The sequence below is a fragment of the Neiella litorisoli genome (assembly GCF_014773395.1).
Taxonomy (GTDB): Bacteria; Pseudomonadota; Gammaproteobacteria; order Enterobacterales; family Neiellaceae; genus Neiella; species Neiella litorisoli.
In genome coordinates, this window is sequence record NZ_JACXAF010000026.1 from 16071 (window position 1) to 32962 (window position 16892).

At 48.7% G+C, this 16892-nt stretch carries 10 protein-coding genes; 5 read left to right on the forward strand and 5 right to left on the reverse strand.

Annotation, left to right across the window (positions count from 1 at the left end; all coding sequences use genetic code 11):
• Positions 1-152: 152 nt before the first annotated feature.
• The 3 genes from IC617_RS16320 to IC617_RS16330 form a co-directional block, all read right to left on the reverse strand.
• Positions 153-473, reverse strand: a complete 321-nt coding sequence (locus IC617_RS16320) for a heavy metal-binding domain-containing protein (protein WP_191146056.1) — start codon at positions 471-473, stop codon at positions 153-155.
• 42 nt (positions 474-515) lie between these two features.
• The gene (sbcB, locus tag IC617_RS16325) at positions 516-2048 is read right to left on the reverse strand and encodes an exodeoxyribonuclease I (protein WP_369410422.1); all 1533 of its coding nucleotides are present in this window, start codon (positions 2046-2048) and stop codon (positions 516-518) included.
• A gap of 125 nt (positions 2049-2173) precedes the next feature.
• The gene (locus IC617_RS16330; RefSeq protein ID WP_191146057.1) at positions 2174-4153 is read right to left on the reverse strand and encodes a carbohydrate-binding protein; all 1980 of its coding nucleotides are present in this window, start codon (positions 4151-4153) and stop codon (positions 2174-2176) included.
• Between the two features lie 345 nt (positions 4154-4498).
• Here IC617_RS16330 and IC617_RS16335 point away from each other — a divergent pair, with 345 nt between their 5' ends.
• On the forward strand, positions 4499-5299 hold the full coding sequence (locus tag IC617_RS16335) for a hypothetical protein (RefSeq protein WP_191146058.1): 801 nt from the start codon (positions 4499-4501) through the stop codon (positions 5297-5299).
• A gap of 29 nt (positions 5300-5328) precedes the next feature.
• Here the strand turns inward: IC617_RS16335 and IC617_RS16340 are convergent, their stop codons facing one another.
• Positions 5329-6336: an acyltransferase family protein gene (locus IC617_RS16340; protein ID WP_191146059.1), complete on the reverse strand. Its 1008-nt coding sequence runs from the start codon at positions 6334-6336 to the stop codon at positions 5329-5331.
• Positions 6337-6557: 221 nt separating this feature from the next.
• Here IC617_RS16340 and hrpA point away from each other — a divergent pair, with 221 nt between their 5' ends.
• The 4 genes from hrpA to IC617_RS16360 all read left to right on the forward strand — a co-directional run bounded on the left by hrpA (position 6558) and on the right by IC617_RS16360 (position 12736).
• Positions 6558-10448, forward strand: a complete 3891-nt coding sequence (gene hrpA, locus IC617_RS16345; RefSeq protein WP_191146060.1) for an ATP-dependent RNA helicase HrpA — start codon at positions 6558-6560, stop codon at positions 10446-10448.
• Between the two features lie 93 nt (positions 10449-10541).
• Positions 10542-10814 carry an acylphosphatase gene (locus tag IC617_RS16350; protein WP_191146061.1) on the forward strand — a complete coding sequence of 91 codons (273 nt, stop codon included), beginning with the start codon at positions 10542-10544 and terminating at the stop codon, positions 10812-10814.
• Positions 10815-11197: 383 nt separating this feature from the next.
• Positions 11198-11416 carry a hypothetical protein gene (locus IC617_RS16355; RefSeq protein WP_191146062.1) on the forward strand — a complete coding sequence of 73 codons (219 nt, stop codon included), beginning with the start codon at positions 11198-11200 and terminating at the stop codon, positions 11414-11416.
• Between the two features lie 252 nt (positions 11417-11668).
• Positions 11669-12736 carry a polysaccharide lyase family 7 protein gene (locus IC617_RS16360; RefSeq protein WP_191146063.1) on the forward strand — a complete coding sequence of 356 codons (1068 nt, stop codon included), beginning with the start codon at positions 11669-11671 and terminating at the stop codon, positions 12734-12736.
• Between the two features lie 1095 nt (positions 12737-13831).
• Here IC617_RS16360 and adhE read toward each other — a convergent pair.
• Entirely contained in the window at positions 13832-16507 is a 2676-nt protein-coding gene (gene adhE, locus IC617_RS16365) for a bifunctional acetaldehyde-CoA/alcohol dehydrogenase (protein WP_191146064.1), read from the reverse strand.
• Positions 16508-16892: the final 385 nt, after the last annotated feature.

The following is a 16892-nucleotide window of genomic DNA, read 5'->3' on the forward strand; positions in this document are numbered from 1 at the left end:
TGAACTGCCGCACTTGTTTCTGATTGTTAACAAAGTTGGCAGTAGGTAGTTGGCGAAGAGGAGATTTGGAAGTAAGAGCAATCGATATCACAATAAAAAAGCGATGCGCTGAGGCATCGCTTTTCGGTTGTGACGAAGGGCTGAAGAAAACGTTATTTGAATTTAACCGCGGTGCCGCTGACACTGACCATCATCATGCCGCCTTGCTGGCCGACGACTTCGTAGTCGATGTCAATGCCGACGATGCCATCGGCTCCGAGCGCCTTGGCTTTTTGCTCCATTTCGTCAAAGGCGATTGCGCGGGCTTTGCCCATTTCTTCTTCATAAGCGCCAGCACGGCCGCCAACAATGTCACGAATGGCGCCGAAAATATCTTTAAAGATATTGGCGCCCAAAATGGCTTCACCAACGACCACATCGAGGTAGTCGCTTATCTCTTTACCCTGAACAACCGAAGTAGTGGTTTTCAGCATGTCAGACTCCGTTCTATCAATTAACTGATTGAGTCACTGAGCTTAGCCGTAAGTTTGCACCGCGTAGTCATAACATTGTTTCAAAATGCGAATTGCGCGACTGTCGTCAGCATGGCTTTCGCTCAAACTTTGAATGCGCGCCATCATTTGCTCTAAAGTCAGCCAATCCGAGTCCGGCTCGAAGATCCGCTGGCGGCAAAACTGCAGCCATTGTTGCTGCTCTGCATCGGATAGGGTCGATGGATAATTGCGGGCCTTATATCGAAACAGCAGGGTATTGAGCCTTGGATCATCAAATAAGGTATCGAGACCAGCGAGTTGTTCGGGTTGTTGTTGGTGCAGCCAATCCATCTGCTGTTTGTCTGGGTTGCTAATAAAGCCATCGTAAAGGGCAATATCGGCATCGGCTGGTGGCCGCTCGGCGGCTCCTTGGCGCTCCAATTCTAGCCACTCAGTTAGTTTGGCGAGTAGTGGATGCCAGTTCTGTTGCAGCAGTTTGAGCCGTTCTAAGCACGCATTGCGGTCGATGCCGATGCGCTCAGCATCTTCTGGGCGCAGGGTTTTAGCCGGCGCAATTACTGGACACTTGTTCGATTGCACCCACTTTAATGGGATCGGCTGCAGGCCTTGCTCTAACAATTGCTGCCGCGGCGTGTATAAGCGCTCCTTGATGGTGGCCGCATCCAACTCTAACAAGGGGGTGATGTCCATGGTCAGATTGATCATCAAGAACTTGGTTTTTTGGCGGCTGTCTTGCAGTACCGGCATCACCCAAGCACAGCAGCCTTGGGCTGGTGAAATTCGGCCACTGATATGCATTAGCGGTTGTGGGCCGCTCGGGTGAGTCATGGCATCGTTAATCATTGCCTCAATGGCTTGTTTGCCGCGATTATCAAAAAAGTACTGGTAGAGCTTGGGTTGCTTGTCTTTTATCAGCTTCGCCATGGCGATGGTGGCATGGACATCGGATAAGGCATCGTGGGCATTTTCGTGGGCCAGACCATTGGCCTGAGTCAGCAGCTCCAGCTTAAAACTAACATTGCCCTCATCATTAGTTGGCCATTCGATACCTTCAGGACGAAGGGCGTAAGTGGCCCTCACTAAGTCGATCAGATCCCAGCGGCTATTGCCGTTTTGCCATTCACGACCATAGGGCTCCAACAGGTTGCGATACAAGCTATGACGGGTCACTTCATCATCAAACCGAATGGTGTTGTAACCCAGCGAGCAGGTGCCGGGTTCGCTCATGTGTTGCTGAATTTTGCGCATGAATTCGCATTCAGGCAGGCCTTTTTGTTGGGCGATTTGCGGTGTAATGCCGGTCACTAAACAAGCCTCGGGCGCTGGCAGATAATCAGGTGCTAATTGGGCAAATAGCTCAATAGGGCGGCCAATTGGATTGAAATCGGCATCGGTACGAATGGCGGCAAATTGCACCGGACGGTCGCGGCGAGGGTCAACGCCCCAGGTTTCATAGTCGTGAAACAAAAAGGTTTGGCTCATGGCTGGCTTTTGATCGATCAGTGATGAGTGGATAGCAAGGTGGCGATGAGTGTAACACGGCGGCCACGACATCGCCGCTACCTTACTTTGACGGCAGTGCTGTTGTGTTATTTAAATTGGCTCTAACTCTGTAGTTACCGTCAACCGGACGTGTTTGTTGAACTTGCTATTAGTCAGATAACCACAGTGGCCTAGCATTATTCGAGCTGGGAAAATTCAAGCCAGTTGTAATTCATCAAAAATCCTTGTTGGCCGGTGAACTTAACATATAAGTCATGCTGGCCCTGTTTGCTTGTTGCTTGGCTAACAAACGACTGCCATTGGTCCCAACCACCGGTGTCGGAGACTTCAACTTGAGCGATTGGAGTTGTGTCCATTGAACCTTGATACAGCAATATGGTGCCGCCAACGCCATTGCTTGCTGCTCTGACGGTTAGCCGTAATTCGCCACCGTCGCCAAAATCGATATTGTCGTACCTCAAATAATCGCCTGAATTGATGTAGCCAATTTGTTCGGTGCCGTTGGCGACAGGCTCTACCACCACGCCATCACTGACTTGAAAGCTCGCCGCTTCAATGCGCTGATGAATGCTACGAGCGGGAACCGGCTTTTCAAAAACAGCACTAATGCGATCGCCGTTGGCAATAATGGGGAGCTGATTGACGGAAACATCATTGATTTTCCAGCCGGTAAATATCGAACCGTCAGCTGGCTGAGCCTCTAGCTCGAGTTTGTGAAGGTCATTAATAGTGAGCAGCGGCATGGGCTCGAAGTGCTGATAATCGTGGCCATTGATGCGCACAGTGCCCTCGCCACGGCCTTCGATGTAAAACTGCGCCGTGTTGGGAACATCGAAGCGGATCCAATTTAAGTCAAACAACGGTTGGTCGTCAGTGGCACTGGTAAAACTTAAATGTAAGTTTTGTTGGCCAGTCACTGCGGTTAATAATTTGCCACGCACGGTTTGCCATTGCGGCTTGCCTTTGTTGGCTGGCACGTCGATGCGGCCGATTAACAAGCCTTCTGCATTGTCTAAGCGAATATTGATCGTGCCGCTATGATAATTGTTATTGATTCGAGCCGAGACGGATTGATAGCGACGCTGTTCAAAATCAACACCAGAGTAGGTCAGCCAGCTGCCATCGGTAATGCCGGTGACGTACATTCCCGCAGGCTCGTGCTCGCGATGAATTGGTGTTTGCAGGCCGGAGCTGGCATCAAACCGATCCACTTGAATCATCTCCGCCGCACTTCTGATGCCGATCCCTCGTCGGGTCGGCTGCACCTTTTGAATGCTGCCATCGGTATTGAAGAACAGCTTGTCGGCAGCCATTGAGCGAAGTGACGCATCAAATGACAAATCATGGTGGTGGTAAAACAAATACCATTGGCCTTGGTATTGAACGATGGAGTGATGATTAGTCCAGCAATCTGGCCACATATCCATAATCACACCACGATAGGTATATGGGCCAAGTGGTTTGTCGCTGGTGGCGTAGGCGATTTCTTCGTTGCCATGTTCGTCAACTGGGTAGGTTAGGTAGTAAAGGCCATTGCGTTTAAAAACAAAGGGGCCCTCTTTGTACTTTTTGGATAGGTTGCCAATAATGACCGGCTCTTCGGCGCCTTCCATCATATTGTCTTTGAGCCGCATGGCTTTGATTTCGTGATTGCGAGCCCAGAACAAGTATGACGTGCCATCGTCGTCAATCAGCACATTCGGATCGATGCCTGCGGTGCCAGCAATTGGCTGCTGCATCGGCACGTAAGGCCCAGTGGGTTGCTCCGCAATCGCAACGCCAATTTGGTCCTGAGCTGGGAAATAGAAGTAGTACTTACCGTCTTTTTCAACCGCATCTGGCGCCCACATTTCAAACGAATTGGGTTCGATCCAACTGATTTGATCTTGATGCAGGATGACGCCGTGATCCTTGAAATTCATCAGATCTTGGCTTGAGAACAGGTGGTAGTCCGGCATCATAAAGCCGTGCAGGCCTCGCAGGCCGTCATGTTCAACGATGTCGTGGGATGGAAACACATACAAGGTATCGCCAAACACCCGAGCGGTTGGATCGGCAGTGTAGATATGGGTGACTAGCGGGTTGTCCGCCGTAGAAATTCCGCTCCAGCACAACCCAAGTGCGGCGACAACGGACGGTAAAGTTCGATTCAGCATAAAACCACCTTGTTTCTTCCTTTGCTTGATTTGACCTTATGAGGATAATTGTTAACGGTAAACCATTCACTATTTAATTGGTTTGATGCGTTTCGTCAGAGCTAAACCGTGACTTGATTCATGGAACTGTGGTTAAAACCCGATCCTATGGAGCTTGCGCACCGGAGATTTGGCCGATGATCGTCATGGCTGTGATCTGCGCCATTCAAATTGGCCAGAAGCGGTTTCACGCAAGGTTGGGGTTGTTATGTTTGCGAGTAATCACAGTAAACCTTGGCTTCACGCCAAAATTCTTAGGGCGAACTATCCGTGTCATTTGATAAATTTGTTGTTTTAGCAGCAGTTATGTTGACCAGTGTTTACTCCGTTGGAGTTGAAGCAGAAGCAACAGGTTGGCGATTGATCGATGATTTTGAAGATCCCGCTTCGATGAATCATTGGATTAAAGCCGACACCGATAATCAAACTGAGCCGCATGTACCCAATCCACAAGTTACTGAACGTCGACAGCAAGCTAATGGTAACCACTACCTGCTAAAGAAACCTGCAGCTGACGGCGTGGTCGGCAATCGCAAGGCATTGACCTATAAAAAGCTGCCTGAGCCTGTCGAAGTGGGCGAAATCTACACCTTTTATGGTCGTTTCCAAGTCGAGAGCTTTCCCAATAATCATATTTTCGGTTTGTCCGATTTAGCGCCCAAGGGTATTGAACAACATGCTTACAACGCCTTTGAACCGAGCTTGAGAATTACTGATAAGGCCGAGTCGAATGGTGATAAAAATGACGGCACCCTGATGGTCAAGCTTGGCAAAGGCTATGACAAGGTGGTCAACCCTGAGACCGGACAACCCGCTCAGCCGCTTGCGCCTGGCGTTTGGTATCAGGTGTGGATGGTGATGGACAACCGACCTCGAAATGAAGGCGGTCAGCGCTACGATGTGTTCCTAAAAGGCGGTGAATTTACTCAGCAAACCAAAGTATACAGCGGCGCAGACTATCGGATGAAACGGCAACAACCACTGATCTACTTTTTAGCCAACTGCAATACCGGGCCGGTGAAAAAGCCATATGGTAACGGTGGGGTCCGTTATGACGATTTGTACTTGGTTAAAGGTAAAGTACTGAGTTCACCTTTCGTGCAATAGTTTGGTTTGTAGTTTTGACTCTTTCGTGTTCAGGGCAACACTGGCGCAGGTTTAGATTGTTTACGCTGCCATTGCGATAGTGCAGCGGTCATCGGTTTTTCGGCGAGCCAATATGCAATCACACCAATCATTGTTGATACTAGGGTGTAAGCGATGAATAGTGGAATGATTGACCACATCGATGCTGAATAAAGTCCTAATTTGCTTGCGATAACATGTAGAGCGGGCAAACTCAGTACATGCGTTAAATAGATGGAGTAAGAAGCGTCGCCAAGTAGCAGCAAAAGGCGATTATTACTGGTGATGTTACGATTTAGCACAATCGCCATGAATACCAAAAGCATTGGCAATCCAAAAGATACGAACCGATCCATATCCCGCAGCACATAAAGGCCAGCAAAACCCACTAATAGCAAACAAATCGATGTGGCATTGCTAACCGGTATCTTTGCTCGGTAAAGGTATGCCAGCACAACTCCTAAGCTAAATTCGGTTAACAACGGGGAGGTGAAAAAGTCTCTCATATAGCTGCTTTGCCCAGGCAACAATAGACCCAGCAGCGTAGATAACAATAAAGCGGTAGCAATGATCTTTGGCGTGTGAGTTGCGGTGGTCGCTATCATTAAACCAAACAAGACATAAAAGTACATTTCGAACGACAGCGTCCAGCCTGTGTAAACCACTGGGTAATCCTCTAGCGATATGAATAACAAGGATTTTATGGTGTGAAGCAAGTCGAAGCTATGGGTGGAGAATGCACTGGGGAACAGAAGCAGTAAAGCCGCGTAAGCCAAGGTCGTGAGCCAGTACATTGGGACGATTCGGATGATACGCTTGGTCAAAAATTCAGTTGTTGTTTGGTCTGGTTTATTTAGAAACGTGTGGGTGATGATAAAGCCACTAATGATAAAAAACAGATCAACACCACTGGCGCCCAATTGAGCGACAAACCAGTCTTGTTCGACTTTGATCGCAGAATGGTAAACGACTACATAGAGCGCGGCTAATCCCCTCAAGACTTGGATACTATTGATCATTCGATATTCCCTTCATCACGCTCGGGCGTCCTTAAATCTTTGGTCTGATGATATAAACCGAATGAAAAATACTCAAGTTAGCGCTTCTCGTTGTCATGTACCGGAGAAATCATACTTTTGCTTGCCATAGCGCTATTTTGATAGCATGCGCGACTAGTTTTTATGTCGTCGCATATGCCCGCTACTGTGGGCTGACTCGTTAGCTCAAAGGTAGTTGCTTCATGGCGCAATCAAGCCAATCGTCAGGCTCCAGTTTTAATCAGCAAATCGACCAGTGCATGCTTGCCGATCAAGGTAAGTTGCGCGGCCGTTGGCATGGTTTGAAAAAGATCCGTGATGACAACAAGCGCGAGCAGGTGCGAATCAAGATCCTTGCTTCGGTTGAAGAGTCGATTTCGCGCCGCCAAAGGCGAGCTGAGAATCTACCTCAAGTCAGTTATCCGGAGCAATTACCGGTTAGCCAAAAACGCGATGAAATCGCTCAGGCGATTGTTGATCATCAGGTGGTGATTGTTGCCGGTGAAACCGGCTCGGGTAAAACCACCCAGTTGCCTAAAATATGCGTCGAGTTAGGTCGTGGCATTGGTGGTTTGATTGGTCACACCCAACCTCGACGTTTGGCTGCTCGCAGCGTCGCCAGTCGAATTGCAGAAGAAATGGGCAGTAAGATCGGTGAGCACGTCGGGTTTAAGGTTCGCTTCTCGGATCACACCAGCGCCGATAGCTACATCAAACTGATGACCGACGGTATTTTGCTGAACGAAATTCAGCAAGACCGATTACTGCGCCAGTACGACACCATCATTATCGATGAAGCTCACGAGCGCAGCCTTAACATTGATTTCATTCTCGGCTACCTAAAAGAGCTGTTGCCAAAGCGCCCTGATCTCAAAGTCATCATCACCTCGGCGACCATTGATCCGGAACGCTTCTCCAATCATTTTGACAAGGCGCCGATTATTGAAGTGTCAGGTCGAACCTATCCGGTTGAATTGCGTTACAGGCCGCTAGCTGAGGAAGATCAAAGCCGAGATTTGCACGATGCCATTGTCGGGGCCGTGGATGAGCTCTGTGCCGAGGGGCCGGGCGATATTCTGATCTTCATGAACGGTGAGCGCGAGATCCGCGACCTAGCCGATACCCTAAGCAAGCAGAATTATCGCTCGACTGAGATCTTGCCGCTTTACGCTCGGTTGTCCGCCGCCGAGCAGCAACGGGTGTTTAAACCGGCTCAAGGTCGACGTTTGGTGATTAGCACCAACGTTGCTGAAACCTCATTAACAGTGCCGGGTATTCGCTACGTCATTGACCCCGGAACCGCGCGGATCAGCCGTTACTCGGTCCGCTCTAAGGTCCAGCGGTTACCCATCGAGGCAATTTCGCAGGCCAGCGCCAATCAGCGCTCAGGTCGTTGTGGCCGAGTTGCTGAAGGTATTTGTATTCGCCTCTACAGTGAAGAAGATTTTGCCGCCCGAGCAGAATTCACCGAGCCGGAGATTTTACGAACCAATTTGGCTTCAGTGATCTTGCAAATGGCGATGCTCAACTTTGGCGATATTGAAGCCTTTCCGTTTGTAGAAAAGCCCGATACCAAAACGGTCCGTGATGGTATTCGACTGCTTGAGGAAATCGGCGCCGCCGAGTTTTCTGGCCGCGGTGCGGTCAAGCTAACCAAACTCGGGTTCAAACTGGCGCGCTTCCCGGTTGATCCACGTTTGGCGCGAATGCTGGTTCACGGCGCAGAGAATAATGCAGGCAAAGAGTTGGCGGTGATTTGTGCGGCGCTAGGAACTCAAGATGTGCGCGAACGACCATTGGATAAACGTTCGCAGTCTGATCAGTGCCATGCCCAATGGAATGATAAAAGTTCTGATTTTATTGCCATGTTAAACCTTTGGCAGGGACTCGAAGAGAAGCAGCGTGAACTGAGCAATAATCAGTTTCGCAAGTGGTGCCGCAGCCAGTTTATTAACTACCTGCGGGTCCGTGAGTGGCAGGATGTCTATCAGCAATTAACTACCCATTTGGCGGAGATGGATTTCAAACTGAACGACGAGCCCGAAGGCTATGCCCAAGTTCACCAGTCGATATTGTCAGGCATGCTCAGCCATGTCGGTGAACTCAACAAAGACCGTGATTATCAGGGCGCTCGCAATCGGGTGTTTACCTTCTTCCCCGGTTCGTCATTGGGTCGCAAACGACCGAAGTGGGTGGTTGCCGCTGAGTTGGTCGAAACATCGCGTTTGTATGCCCGCTATGTGGCTGATATCGACGTCAGTTGGTTGGAGCCATTGGCCCAGCACTTGGTGAAGCGTAGCTACTCAGAGCCGGTATTTGAAGAGAAGCGCCAAGATGTGGTGGCCAGCGAAAAACAAACCTTGTTTGGATTAACCATTGTGCCGAGTCGCAAGGTCAGTTTTGGTCGTATCGATCCGGTAGCAGCGCGAAACCTGTTTATCAAAGAAGCTTTAGTAGCCGGAAAACTTCGACTAAACGCGCCGTTCTTCCAGAAAAATCAAAACCAAATTAAAGCCATTCAGCAGCAAGAAGCGATGATTCGGCGCCGTGATTTGTTGATTCACGATGACGAACACGCCGATCTGTACGCCGCTAAATTGCCAACCTCTGTCTACAACAAGGTGACGCTGGCGCAGTGGTTAAAACAAGATGCCAAAGCCAACAACAAGTTGCTGGAGCTGAGTCGTGAGCAGTTGCTCGCCCGCGATGAAGATGACTTAAATGAATCGCAGTATCCGCGTCAGTGGCAGTTTGGCAATGTCAGCCTGCGGATGGATTACCAGTTTGAGCCGGGCGAAGCGCAAGATGGCACTATTGTCCGTATTCCGCTGTCGCTGTTGAATCAGGTCGAAGAGCGACATTTTGATTGGCATATTCCAGCACTACGCGAAGAGCTGCTGACGGCGATGATCAAAGGTCTGCCCAAGCAGCTGCGCAAGCAATTTGTTCCGGCACCTGACTATGCTCGCAAGGTGGTCAATGAAATTGATGAGCAGGGCGACTTTATTAGCGAAGTGACTCGAGCGTTGCGCAAATTTAGTGGTCAACGGCTAGACGAATCAATCTGGGAGCAGAATGAGGTGCCCGATCATCTGAAGATGAAGTTTCAGGTGGTCGATGACAAAGGCAAACCGGTGGCACTGGGCACTGACCTCACCAAGCTTCGCGAGCAATTGCAGGAACGTATTCAGGCCAGTTTGAAGAAGGTGGAAGCCGAGCAAGTGAAGCAAAGTTCATCGTCGCAATGGTGTTTTGGTGACTTGGCAGAGCAACTTCAAATTCGTCGCGATGGTTATCAGGTCGAGTTACACCCGAGTTTGGTTGATGATGGCAATGAAGTGAGCTTGCAGCAGTTTGATGAGCTATCACTCGCGCAAAGCCAACATCATGCTGGTGTGCGACGGTTGGTGTTGTTGAGTATTCCATCGCCGCGCAGTTATCTGGTAAAGAATTTGCCCAACAAAGCCAAACTAGCGATGTATTACAACCCGCTTGGCCAAGTCAATGATTTGGTCGCCGATCTGATTGATGCCGCAGCCGATGCGTTAATTGAAGACAGTTGGTCGGTACGAACTGAAGCGAAGTTTAATGCACTACGCGATCATATTCGCGCCCAGTTGAACGAAACGGCTGGTCAAATCGCATTGCAGGTGGAGCGGATCTTAACCATTGCTCACAAGCTCAATCGTGGTTTGAAAGGCAAAATGCCGTTTGAGCTGGTGAACTCCTACCAAGATATTCAACAGTGCTTAAATGGTTTGATTTTCAAAGGCTTTGTCGCGGCCAATGGAGTCGGCAAGCTGGATGATATTGAGCGCTACATGAAAGCCTTGTTGCGTCGCTTTGAAAAGCTAGCGGAGAACCCAACCAAAGATCGGCAAAGTATTCTGCTGATAAATAAGCTTTCTAGTCGCTATCAAGCGCTTGCTGACAAAGCTGTTGTGCGCCGCAAAGCGGCGGCCGAGCTTGACGCGGTGAAGTGGCAAATTGAAGAGCTCAAGGTATCCATTCATGCGCAACAACTGGGCACCAGTGGCCCTGTATCAGAAAAGCGAGTGGCGGCAGCCTTAACGGAATTGGAAAAAATTCGCTAATCGCCCTGCAAAAAAGCCGAAATAGCGCCATGCTACATCTGGCTCAGTTGGTTGCGATGATGTTGTCACAACCGGCTCTCAAGGAGGGGCGCTATGTCTCAAGCTGCATTCAAAGGTTATATTTCCGGCTTAGTGCAAGGTGTCGGTTTTCGTTTTCATACCATGCAAAAAGCCCAGCAACTGTATTTGAACGGCTATGCTGAAAATCTAGCTGATGGTCGGGTCTGTGTGTATGCCGAAGGAGAAATGAATCACCTGCAGAACTTAGTCGATTGGCTTGAAGAAGGGCCACCCTCGGCACAAGTCTCTACCATTACGGTCGAATGGCAAGACCAGATCGGCATAGAAGGGTTTGATATCCGTTAGTGTAGGTTTCAACTACCAGCTGATCGCTTGTCCTCGCTCATCATAGAATCCGCCCGTTTGCTCAATGCCCAAATTAGCGATGGTGGTGGCGATGATGGGCACCACCTGTTCAACAGATGTCGGTGCTTCGGCGCCCCCCCATATCCGTTTGAACCCAACCAGGGCTCAATGCTGCGACAACGACCTTGCGCGCTCTAAAGTGCTCGCTGAGGCGCTTGGTCAACATGTTCAGCCGATCTAACCGTTAATTTAGCCAATTATCAACGTGATATTTGGCTAGACTTGAACTCGGTCACGGGGCAGTAATCGTTGTCATTTTATCGAGCCCAGTGGCAACGAACTGGCAATTTGGTCAGATAGATAATTCAATCATTCGGAGCAATATGATGTCATCAACACGTTTAGTTTACTTGGCCCTAATGTTGCTGGCGGTCACTGGCTGCAGTTCAAAGCAGCTTTATCATAGTGCTCAGTCAAATCGTTTAAATGCTTGCCAGAACTTACCCGAGCCGGATCGAGGTAGCTGCTTGGCGCAGGTTCACCGCGAATCTTACGAGGAATACCAACGTCAACGCCAGGCCGTGCTCGATGCACAAAAGTAAACATAGAAGGAGGTTAATCTAACCAATTGTGGTGTTTGTCAATTAAATTGGTATTACATTGGTTGTTTTTTCTGTCAGTCCTATTTTTGGTTTTGGTTCTGCGGTAACGTTTGCCCAACATGCTCTTTAATGGAAGTCGAGCATGGAGCTGTCAGGGATAAATTACAGCGCTGAACTGGGCTCGATGAGCCGCATTCAAATTCCAATTAATTCACAACGCGACAAGCTTGTGCAAATAAAGGGTTCAGACACATGTACCGATTGTCATCAACTAGTTATCTAATGGCCGCTGTTGGTCTTACCGCTTGCGTTTCTGCTGGCTCGATTGCCGCTGTACCGGCCGATAAATTTGATCTTAGCCAGTGGAAAATCACTTTGCCGATGGATGCCGATGGCAACGGTAAGGTTGATGAGATTGACGTTAAAGCAATCCAGAGTTACCGGCACCCTGATTATTTCTACTTGGACGCCGATGGCAACATGGTGTTTGCGGTGCCTAATAAGGCAACCACCACAGCAACGTCATCGAACACTCGCAGTGAATTGCGTCAGATGATTCGCGGAACTAACAAGAAGATTAAAACCAAGGCCCCAGGTAATAACTTTGCCTTGGCCGCACATCCACAAGCTTCTGAGTTTGGCGCCATTGGCGGCAAGATGGAAGCATCGTTGAAAGTTGACCATGTCTCGTTAAATGCCGGTTATCCAGATAAGCGGCCAGCATATTCGGTGGTTGTTGGTCAGATCCATGCGGGTAAAGATAAAAAGCTGATCGCCGAGGGTGATGGTTTTGGCTATGGCAACGAGCCTATCAAGATTTACTACAAGAAGTTTCCTCACCATGACAAAGGTTCAGTGTTCTGGAACTACGAGCGCAACTTGCCGAAAGAAGATCCAAACCGTACCGATATTGCTTACCCAGTTTGGGGCAATACTTGGGAAAACAAAGATGAGCCAGGTGCTCAAGGTATCGCGCTGGGCGAAGAGTTCAGCTATGTGATTAATGTTTATGAAAACACCATGTACCTGACATTCACTGCTGAAGGTCACCCAACTGTTGAGTATGCGATTGATTTGTCGAACAACATTGATGCTAACGGTAAGGTTGATGAAAAAGACCACCCGCAAGGCTATACCGGTGATTGGAATTACTTCAAAGCAGGCGCTTACAATCAGTGTTCGACCAAAGATGCCCCAGGCGATTGGTACACCAAGTGTCCTGGCACTGGCGATTGGCAGAAAGACAAGGCCGACGGCAACTACACTCAGGTTACCTTTACTAAATTAAAGTTGAGCCCGGCGGAAAAGCCAGTTCAGTAACTTCTGAGAAGATTCAGACAAACCGGCCAACTGGCCGGTTTTTTTGTGGCTCTGATTTGCGAGTAAGCAACCAACAAGTGTCACTACTCGGTGACGCTCAAGTCCATCCATGGAGCGCTCTACATCCGGCATCCATGCCGGCTGAAGCACCTCACAGCGACACTTGCTGCCTGCTTGAAGTATCGCTTACTTATTTAGCAATCGGGATAAACAGTTCACCAACAAGCTTCTGCTGCAGGACGCAGCAGTAGAGCCATCATGGATGATTTCACGGCGTCTTGTCGGGGTATTGTTTATCTCGGTTGAAACGCTATAGCTAACATGCATCGCTAAACGAAGTTAACCGCAAAACTTGAAAGCGGTGAGTTGTTTATTACCGACGAAGACCTTCCGCAGCATGGATGCTGCGGCAGAGCTCATATGGACATGTTCACAGCGTGTCTGAGTTGGTAATAAATGACTCATTGCTGATGCTCGGAACCTGATTGGTGAGAGCCGTCAGCAAGTATCTCTATTCGGTTATCTCTTCTCATTAAGCGATAAAGAGCGCAAGTCAACGTTCAGACGCCGTGAATACTTCCCTGTAGGCTCGTCGCTGGCTTCCATGCCAGCGACGCTTCACTCTAGCCTTGCTCTCTTCAACGCAGCGAAAGTGCAGTGACTAGTTAGATCATGCCGGATGAAGCACCTCACAGCGACACTTGCTGCCTGCTTGAAGTTTCGGTGGGCTCATTTAGCAAGCGGGATAAATAGTTCATCAATAAGCTTCTGCTGCAGGACGCAGCAGTAGAGCCATCATGGATGATTTCACGGCGTCTTGTCGGGGTATTGTTTATCTCGGTTGAAACGCTATAGCTAACATGCATCGCTAAACGAAGTTAACCGCAAAATTTGAAAGCGGTGAGTTGTTTATTACCGACGAAGACCTTCCGCAGCATGGATGCTGCGGCAGAGCTCATATGGACATGTTCACAGCGTGTCTGAGTGGGTGATGAATGACTCATCGCAAATGCTCGGGATCTGATTGGCACGACTAGCCAACAAGCATAAAAAAAGCCGATCAGAGACCGGCTTTATTGCTATCGAGAAACTCGATTATTTTTTAGCAGCAGCTTTTTTCTTAGCTGGTGCTTTTTTAGCAGCTTTTGCTACCGCATCAGCACTGTCTTCTGCTTCTTGGTACGGACGGCCGTAGAAAGAATCAAGAAGAACTTGCTTCAGCTCGCTAACTAGTGGGTAGCGTGGGTTCGCACCAGTACATTGGTCATCGAACGCATCAACCGCCAGTTGGTCAACTTTAGCCAAGAAGTCAGCTTCAGAAACACCGGCTTCTTGAATAGACATTGGAATACCCAACTCTTTCTTCAGATCTTCCAACCAAGTTAGCAGGGCATTCAGCTTCGCTTCAGTGTTACCTTCGCGGAAGCCTAAGTGCTCAGCAACTTCTGCGTAGCGAGCGCGGGCTTTCGGACGGTCGTACTGAGAGAATGCAGTTTGCTTAGTTGGCGTGTTAGTTGCGTTGTAACGAACCACGTTAGCCAGCAACAAGGCGTTTGCCAAACCGTGTGGAATGTGGAATTCAGCACCCAGTTTGTGAGCCATTGAGTGACACACACCCAAGAAAGCGTTAGCGAACGCGATACCAGCGATGGTCGCAGCGTTGTGTACTTTCTCACGAGCGATTGGGTCGTTCTTACCATTCTTCACAGAGCTTGGCAGGAAGTCTTTCAACAGTTTCAGAGCTTGCAGCGCTTGACCGTCAGAGTATTCGTTAGCCAGAACAGAAACGTAAGCTTCCATCGCGTGAGTAACCGCATCGTAGCCACCGAATGCTGCCAGAGAAGCAGGCATATCCATCACCAAGTTAGCGTCAACGATAGCCATGTTTGGCGTCAGCTCGTAGTCAGCCAATGGGTATTTCTGGCCAGTCGTATCGTCAGTTACAACGGCGAACGGAGTCACTTCTGAACCTGTACCTGAAGTGGTAGTGATACATACCAACTCAGCTTTAGTACCCATTTTAGGGAACTTGTAGATACGCTTACGGATGTCCATAAAGCGCATAGACAGATCTTCGAAGTCAGTTTCTGGGTGCTCGTACATAACCCACATGATTTTCGCGGCGTCCATTGGTGAACCACCACCAATCGCAAGGATGACGTCTGGCTGGTAAGTGCGGCAAACTTCTGCACCTTTCTTCACGATAGTCAGCGTTGGATCCGCTTCAACTTCATAGAAAGTCTCAACTTCCATACCTTTATCTTTCAGGATGTTGCGCAGATCATCAGTGTAACCGTGGTTGTACAGGAAGCTGTCAGTTACGATCAGAGCGCGTTTCTTGCCTTCCAGGTCATCCATAGCAACTGGCAGTGAGCCACGACGGAAGTAAACAGACTTAGGTAGTTTGTGCCACAACATGTTTTCAGCTCGCTTCGCAACAGTTTTCTTGTTGATCAGGTGCTTAGGACCAACGTTTTCAGAGATGGCGTTACCACCCCAAGAACCACAACCCAGAGTAAGAGAAGGCGCTAGGTCGAAGTTGTACAGGTCACCAATACCACCGTGAGAAGATGGTGTGTTGACCAGAATACGAGCGGTCTTCATTTTGTCGCCGAAGTAGGCAATACGATCTTCGTTGGCGTCTTGGTTGGTGTACAGTACAGATGTGTGACCAACACCACCGATATCAAGAACAACAGCTGCTTGGCGAACTGCGTCTTCAAAATCTTTGGCTTTGTAAACACCGAGAGTTGGAGACAATTTCTCGTGAGAGAATTCGTCGTCATAAGATGCTTCAAGGCCTTCACCAATCAAGATTTTGGTGGCTTTAGGAACAGTTACGCCAGCTAGCTCAGCGATTTTGTATGCTGGTTGACCAACGATTTTAGCGTTCAGCGCGCCGTCAATCATCAGCACTTTACGTACTTTATCAGCATCGGCTTTGCTCAATACTGCAGCGCCGTAGCGAGCGAAACGCTCAAGAGTCGCATCGTAGACGTCTTCAACGATAATGGCCGCTTGCTCAGAAGCACAGATAACGCCGTTATCGAAAGTTTTAGACATCAAGATAGAAGAAACAGCACGTTTAATGTCGGCAGTTTCATCAATAACAACAGGCGTGTTACCAGCACCAACACCAATCGCAGGCTTACCAGAAGAGTAGGCCGCTTTCACCATGCCTGGACCACCAGTTGCAAGGATCAACGCGATGTCGTCGTGCTTCATCAGGGCATTTGAAAGCTCAACAGAAGGTTGGTCGATCCAACCGATGATGCCTTCTGGCGCGCCAGCTTTTACCGCTGCGTCCAACACTAGCTTAGCAGCATAGTTGGTCGCGTTTTTCGCACGTGGGTGCGGCGAGAAGAAACAACCGTTACGAGTCTTCAGGCTGATCAGGGCTTTAAAGATTGCAGTAGAAGTTGGGTTAGTCGTTGGCACGATGGCGCAAACAATACCTACTGGTTCGGCGATAGTGATAGTGCCGGCTTCTTCGTTTGACTCGATGACACCACAAGTTTTGTCATCTTTGTATTTGTTGTAAATAAACTCAGATGCAAAGTGGTTTTTGATCACTTTGTCTTCCATCACGCCCATGCCGGTTTCTTCGGCGGCCATTTGAGCCAGTTCAATACGGGCAGTTGAAGCAGCGAGAGAAGCTGCGCGGAAGATTTTGTCGACTTGCTCTTGCGAGAAAGAAGCGAACTCTTTTTGGGCAGCTTTTACGCGTGCGATTGCCGCATTGAGTTCTTCTACGTTTGTCACTTGTGACATTGTGTAACTCCGTTAAGTTTGAAATTTCTTGCCTAAACCAGCTTGCTTTTTTTAGGGTTCCGAAGAACGATTCTGCGCAAGTATAGTAGATAGTTATAAACTTGGTTTAAGCCTGAAATCTCTGTGGGTTGGCGCCATTATATGGTTATTGGCATGACCAAATTTGATGTTGATCAAGTGAAATTAAATTACAGAAATCGGCGAGCATGCGCCAAAAAACTGTACATTGATCACGCAAATCCGATCCGCGAGTTTCAATTCAGAAAGTTATAACGGCGAGCGCAACATTACCGAAAAGTTTATTAATTTCAATACTAAAATTAATAAATATTGATCTGGCATTATAAATAGTTATTGATGAGTGCAGTTTTTCGTCAAAAAATTT